Below are 7079 nucleotides of genomic sequence, written 5' to 3' on the forward strand. Positions count from 1 at the left end.
GGACCGTACGCGTGCGCGGCGGGCTCGCGGTCGTACGGGCGTCCGATGAGCGTGCGGCCGTACCGGTGTGCCGTGAGCGTGAGGCCGTACGCGTGCGCGGCGGGCTCGCGGTCGTACCGGCGGTATCCACAGCCATACGGGTGAGGCCCCACAGCGCATGAGAGGCTGTCCCGCACCCAGCCAACCCACCAGGACCGGCGATCCAACGTGAGCTCCTCCCCCTCGGCCCTTCCGCGGCAGCGGCAGGCACGGCAGCCGTCCGCACGGCAGTCGGCCCAGGGCGTCTACCGCCTGCTCCGTCAGCGGCCGGAGCCAGGTGCCCTTCCTGTCCTGGACGCACGGCAGCGCGCTGTGGTTGAGCACCGGGGCGGTCCTTTGCTGGTGCTCGCCGGGCCCGGCACGGGCAAGACCACGACGCTCGTGGAGGCGGTGGCCCGCCGGGTGCGCGAGGGCGCCGACCCCGAGCGGCTCCTGGTGCTCACCTTCAGCCGTAAGGCGGCCGTCGAACTGCGCGACCGCATGTCCGCGCGCCTGGGCGGCGCGAGCGCCCCGCGGGCCACGACCTTCCACTCCTATTGCTACGCACTGGTGCGCGCCCATCAGGACGTCGACCTCTTCGTCGATCCGTTGCGGCTGCTCTCCGGACCCGAACAGGACGTCGTCGTCAGGGAGTTGCTCGCCGGTCAGGCCGAGCTGGCGAGCGAGGGCCGGGCCTTCGTCCGCTGGCCGGACGACCTGCGCGCCTGCCTGACCACGCGGGGCTTCGCCGACGAGGTGCGCGCGGTGCTGGCCCGCAGTCGGGAGCTGGGCCTCGGCCCACGGTCGCTGGGGGAGTTCGCCGAGCGCACCGGGCGCCCCGACTGGTCCGCCGCGGCCGGCTTCCTCGCCGAGTACCTCGACGTCCTGGACGCCCAGGGGGTGCTGGACTACGCGGAGCTGGTGCACCGCGCGGTGCTGCTGGCCGGGCGGCCGGAGGTCGCGGCCGAGCTGGCGGGGCGGTACGACGCCGTGTTCGTCGACGAGTACCAGGACACCGACGTGGCCCAGGGGCGGCTGCTGCGGGCGCTCGCGGGCGACGGCAGGACCCTGCTCGCCTTCGGTGACCCCGATCAGTCGATCTACGCCTTCCGCGGCGCCGACGTGGGCGGCATCCTCCGCTTCCGCGAGGACTTCCCGCGGGCGGACGGGCGGCCCGCCGACATGGAGGTCCTCACCGTCTCCCGACGCTCGGGGGCCGCGCTGCTCGCGGCCACCCGGCAGATCACCGGCCGGATGCCGCTCACCCGGCTGCCCGCGCGAGCCGTAAGGGCGCACCGGGAGCTCGCGGCCACCCGCGACGGCGGCCGCGTCGAGGCGTACACGTACCCGACCGCGGGCGCCGAGCTCGACAATGTGGCCGACATCCTGCGCCGCGCCCATCTGGAGGACGGGGTGCCTTGGCGCGAGATGGCCGTCCTGGTGCGCGCCGGAGGGCGCTCGATCCCGGGTGTGCGCCGGGCGCTCACCTCGGCCGGAGTCCCCGTCGAGGTGGACGGCGATGAGATCCCGCTGCGCCATGAGCCCGCCGTGGCCCCCTTGCTGACGGCGCTGCGGGCCGCCGCCACGGCCGCGCTTCCGGACAGCGGCGGGCTGTCCGCGGTCCTCGGCGTCGAGACCGCCCTGACCCTGCTCGCCTCGCCCCTCGGCGGTATGGACGCCGCCGATCTGCGCCGCCTGGGCCGTGCGCTGCGTGAGGAGGAGCGATCGGCCGGGCGGGCGGTGCCGCGCCCCTCCGACGTCCTGCTCGCCGAGGCGCTCGCCGAGCCGGAGCGGCTGGCCGTCCACGACCCGGCGTACGCGCGCGGCGCCCAGAACCTCGGGCGGCTGCTGCGCACGGCCCGGGAGGCGCTGGCCCGGGGCGGCACCGCCGAACAGGCGCTGTGGGGGCTGTGGGACGGCACCCCCTGGCCCGGCCGACTGGAGCGGGCGGCGCAGCGCGGCGGCACCGCCGGGCGGAACGCGGACCGCGACCTGGACGCGGTGTGCGCGCTGTTCGAGACCGCCGCGCGCGCCGAGGAGCGCACCGGCGGCCGCGGCGCCCTCAACTTCCTGGAGGAGATCGACGCCCAGGACATAGCGGCCGACACCCTCTCCCGCCGGATGGTCCGCCCCGACGCCGTACGGCTGATGACCGCTCACCGCTCCAAGGGGCTCGAATGGGCCCTGGTGGTCGTCGCCGGGGTGCAGGAGGGGCTGTGGCCCGATCTGCGGCGGCGCGGCTCGCTCCTGGAGGCCGACCGGATCGGCCGGGACGGGCTGGCCGAGCCGCTGCCGCCGGGCGCGCTGCTGGCCGAGGAGCGGCGGCTGTTCTATGTGGCGGCGACGCGCGCCAAGGAGCGGCTCGTGGTCACCGCCGTCAAGGCTGCCTCCGAGGACGGGGACCAGCCCTCCCGCTTCCTGGCCGAACTGGGCGTTCCGCCCATCGACGTCACCCACCGGCCGCGCCGCCCGCTGTCCGTCGCCGCGCTCGTCGCCGAGCTGCGCGCCACCACCGTCGACCCGGACGCCTCGGAGGCGCTCCGGGACGCCGCCGCGCGCCGCCTGGCACGGCTGGCGGCGCTGCGCGACGAGGAGGGCCGTCCGCTGGTCCCGGCCGCCCACCCCTACCGCTGGTGGGGGCTGTACGAGCCGACGCACAGCGAGGTTCCGCTGCGCGACCGGGACCGGCCCGTGGCGCTGTCCGGCAGCGCGCTCGACCAGCTCGTGAACACCTGCTCGCTCCAGTGGTTCCTGGGGCGCGAGGTGAAGGCGGACGCGCCCTCGACGGCCGCTCAGGGCTTCGGCAACGTCGTGCACGTCCTGGCCGACGAGGTCGCCTCCGGCCGTACCCCGGCCGATCTCGCGGTCCTCATGGAGCGCCTGGACTCCGTATGGGACGCGCTCGCCTTCGACGCCCCCTGGAAGTCACGCCAGGAGAAGGAGCAGGCACGGGCGGCCCTGGAGCGCTTTCTGCAGTGGCATGTGATGGAGCGCGGCGGCCGCACCCCGGTCGCCACCGAGCACTCCTTCGACGTCACGCTCGAAGCCGACGTCTATAAGGTGCGCATCCGCGGCAGCATGGACCGCGTCGAGACGGACGCGCAGGGGCGCGCCTATGTGGTCGACTTCAAGACCGGTAAGCAGGCCGTGACCCGCGGCGATGTCGAGCACCACCCCCAGCTGGCGGTCTATCAGCTGGCGGTACGCGAGGGCGCCGTGGACGACGTCTTCGACGGCGGGCGCCCCGAGCCGGGCGGCGCGGAGCTCGTCCAGCTGCGGCAGGGCGCCGCCAAGAAGGACGGCGGCGACGACGTCCCCAAGGTCCAGGCCCAGGAGCCGCCGGACGGGGAGTGGGTCGGGCAGCTGCTCGCCACCGCGGCCGGGCGCGTCCTGGACGAGCGGTTCACCCCGAGCACCGGCGACCACTGCGAGCGCTGCGCCTTCCGGGGCGCGTGCAGCGCGCGGGCGGAGGGGCGCCATGTGGTCGAGTGACGCTGTCGCGTACGGGGCTGGGGCGGCGCGGCACCGGGCTGACGCCATGGCCCGTCAAGCCGTGACTCCGGGGCGCCCGTCGACCGGCGCGGCGGGGCGTGTCGGTGGGCACCGATAGCCTCACTGGAGTGTCAGCCCGCATCACCGATCCCGAGGAGCTCAAGGAACTCCTCGGGATCCCGTTCACCCCGGAGCAGGTGGCGTGCATCACCGCACCGCCCGCCCCGCAGGTGATCGTCGCCGGGGCGGGCTCAGGCAAGACCACGGTGATGGCCGCCCGCGTCGTCTGGCTGGTCGGCACCGGCCAGGTCGCGCCCGACCGGGTGCTCGGCCTCACCTTCACCAACAAGGCCGCCGGAGAGCTGGCGGAGCGCGTCCGTAAGGCCCTCGTCACGGCGGGCATCGTGGACCCGGACCCGGGCGCCACCGAGGAGGCCCCGGGCGAGCCCGTCATCTCCACGTACCACGCCTTCGCCGGACAGTTGCTCAAGGACCACGGGCTGCGCGTCGGCATCGAGCCGAGCGCCCGGCTGCTCGCCGACGCCACCCGCTTCCAGCTCGCCGCGCGCGTCCTGCGCTCCGCCCCCGGCCCGTATCCGGCGCTCACCCGCCCCTTCTCCGACCTGGTCACCGATCTGCTCGCGCTCGACGCCGAGCTCGCCGAGCACCTCGTCCCCACCGGGCGGCTGCGCGCGTACGACACCGAGCTGCTGCGGACGCTGGAGGGCACGCGGCTCACCAACGAGGCGCTGCGCAAGGTGCCCGAGGCCGCCCGCGCCCGCCAGGAGCTGCTGGGTCTGGTCGAGGCGTACCGCGAGGAGAAGCGCCGCCGCGATCTGCTCGACTTCGGCGACCAGATCGCCCATTCGGCCACCCTGGCCCTGGACCACCCGGAGGTCGGCCGGATCCTGCGCGAGCAGTTCGCGGTCGTGCTGCTGGACGAGTACCAGGACACCTCGGTCGCCCAGCGGCTGCTGCTGTCCGGTCTCTTCGGCGGCGGCACCGGACACCCCGTCACCGCCGTCGGCGACCCCTGTCAGGCCATCTATGGCTGGCGCGGCGCCTCCGTGGCCAACCTGGACGACTTCCCCCAGCACTTCCCGCACGCCGACGGCCGCCCGGCCGAGCGCTTCGCGCTCAGCGAGAACCGGCGCAGCGGCGGCCGCCTCCTGGACCTCGCCAACGGGCTGGCCGCTCCGCTGCGCGCGATGCACGAGGGCGTCGAGGCGCTGCGTCCCGCGCCCGGCGCCGAGCGGGACGGAGCGGTGCGCTGTGCGCTGCTGCCCACCCACGCCGAGGAGCTGGCCTGGCTCGCCGACTCCATCGCCCACCTGGTGCGCACCGGCACCCCGCCCGGTGAGATCGCGGTGCTGTGCCGTACGGCGGGTGATTTCGCGCAGATTCAGGGCGCGTTGGTGGAGCGGGACATTCCGGTGGAGGTGGTGGGCCTGTCGGGGTTGCTGCATCTGCCGGAGGTCGCCGATCTGGTGGCGGTCTGCGAAGTCCTCCAGGACCCGGGGGCCAACGCCGCGCTGGTCCGTCTGCTCACCGGGCCGCGCTGGCGGATCGGCCCCCGCGACCTCGCGCTGCTCGGCCGCCGCGCCCGCGCGGTGGTCTCTTACGGCGGGCCGGACGGGGCGGAGGACGATCCGGACCGACGGCTCGCCGAGGCCGTCGAGGGCATCGACCCCGCCGAGGTGATCTCCCTCGCCGACGCTCTCGACACCTTCCTGGAGGCGGGCGGCGGCCCGGACGACGGGCTGCCCTTCTCGGCCGAGGCACGCGTCCGGTTCGCCCGGCTCGCCGCCGAACTCCGCGAGCTGCGCCGCTCGCTGGCCGATCCGCTGATGGACGTCCTGCACCGGGTCCTGGCCACCACGGGGCTCGAGGTCGAGCTGTCCGCCTCACCACACGCCCTGGCCGCGCGCCGCCGCGAGACCCTCGGCAACTTCCTGGACGTCGCGGCCGCCTTCGCGGGCCGGGAGGGCGGCGCGGCCGTGGACGGCCAGGCCACCCTGCAGGGCTTCCTCGGCTTCCTGCGCACCGCCGCGCAGTACGAGAAGGGGCTCGACAACGCCCTGCCCGGCGGCGAGAACACGGTCAAGGTGCTCACCGCCCACAAGGCCAAGGGGCTGGAGTGGGATGTGGTGGCGGTGCCGGGGCTGGTCGCCAAGCAGTTCCCGAGCGAACAGTCCCGCGAGTCCTGGACGGCGAACGCCAAGGTGCTGCCGCACGAGCTGCGCGGGGACGCGCGGACCCTCCCGGACGTCACCGCCTGGGACAGCAAGGGGATCGCCGCCTTCAAGGACGCCATGAAGGGGCATCAGCGGACCGAGGAGCTGCGGCTGGGCTATGTGACCTTCACCCGGCCGCGCTCGCTGCTGCTGGGCTCCGGGCACTGGTGGGGCCCCACCCAGAAGCGTCCGCGCGGCCCGTCGGGCTTCCTGGACGCGCTGCGCGAGTACTGCGAGGCGGGGTACGGCGAGATCGAGGCATGGGCCGAACCGCCGGAGGAGGGCGCGGAGAACCCGGCCCTGCGGGAGTCGGCGGCCGACCGGGCCTGGCCGCTTCCACTGGACCCGGCCGCGCTGCGCCACCGGCGCCGCGCAGCCGATGTGGTGCTCGCCCATCTGGCGCGTATCGAGACGGCGGGGGAGGAGCCGACCGCGTCTGCCGAGGGGCACCCCCAGGCGGACGGGGACCTCTTTCCGGAGCCCCCGGAGGAGCTTGAACCCCCGGAGGACCCGGAGTGGCCCGAGCCTCCGGAGGATCCTTACGGTTCGTACGAGGATGAGCTGCACGACGACGCGCCGCCCCCCGACCCTTCCGGCACGCCGCAACCTGGCGCACCGGAACCCGATGTGCCCGAAATCACGTCAGAACCGGCCGAGGGCGAGCTGGCGCCCGAGGAGGCCCGGCTGGTCGGCTCCTGGGACCGCGATCTGGACGCGCTCGCCGGGGAGCTGCGCCGGGCCCGCGAGACCGTGCACGAGGTGCCCCTGCCGGGCACGCTCACCGCGTCCCAGCTGCTGCGCCTCGCCGCCGACCCGGACGGCTTCGCACGGGAGCTGGCCCGCCCCATGCCCCGGCCGCCGCGCCCCGCCGCGCGGCGCGGCACCCGCTTCCACGCCTGGGTCGAATCGCGCTTCGAGGCGCTGCCGCTGCCCTTCCTCGGCCCGGACGAGCTGCCGGGCGGCGAGGACGACGAGGCGGAGATCGCCGACGAGCGGGACCTGACCGCGCTCAAGGAGGCGTTCGCCCGCACGCCGTACGCCCGTCGTACTCCTTACCGCGTGGAGGTGCCGGTCCAGCTGACCCTGGCGGGCCGCACCATCCGCGGCCGGATCGACGCGGTGTACCGCGAGTCCGGTACCGGCCCCGACGACGGCCCGCGCTACGAGATCGTCGACTGGAAGACCGGCCGCTCCCAGGACGCCGACCCGCTCCAGCTGGCCATCTACCGCGTCGCCTGGGCCGAACAGCACGGACTGCCCCTGTCAGCGGTCACGGCGGCCTTCGTGTACGTACGCAGCGGTGAGGTGGTCCGCCCCGCCGGACTGCCCGGCCGG

2 protein-coding genes are annotated in these 7079 nt (G+C 75.2%); both read left to right on the top strand.

Going from position 1 to position 7079, the window contains the following annotated elements:
• Positions 1-207: 207 nt before the first annotated feature.
• Positions 208-3510 (top strand): ATP-dependent DNA helicase, encoded by a 3303-nt coding sequence (locus tag GWI24_RS37410; protein WP_210950498.1) that lies wholly within the window; start codon positions 208-210, stop codon positions 3508-3510.
• A 128-nt stretch (positions 3511-3638) separates the two neighbouring features.
• A partial coding sequence (locus GWI24_RS37415; RefSeq protein WP_210950499.1) for an ATP-dependent DNA helicase occupies positions 3639-7079 on the top strand: 3441 nt, incomplete at its 3' end.

Origin of the sequence: Streptomyces sp. MK37H (assembly GCF_018035285.1) — a bacterium.
Classification (GTDB): Bacteria; Actinomycetota; Actinomycetes; order Streptomycetales; family Streptomycetaceae; genus Streptomyces; species Streptomyces endocoffeicus.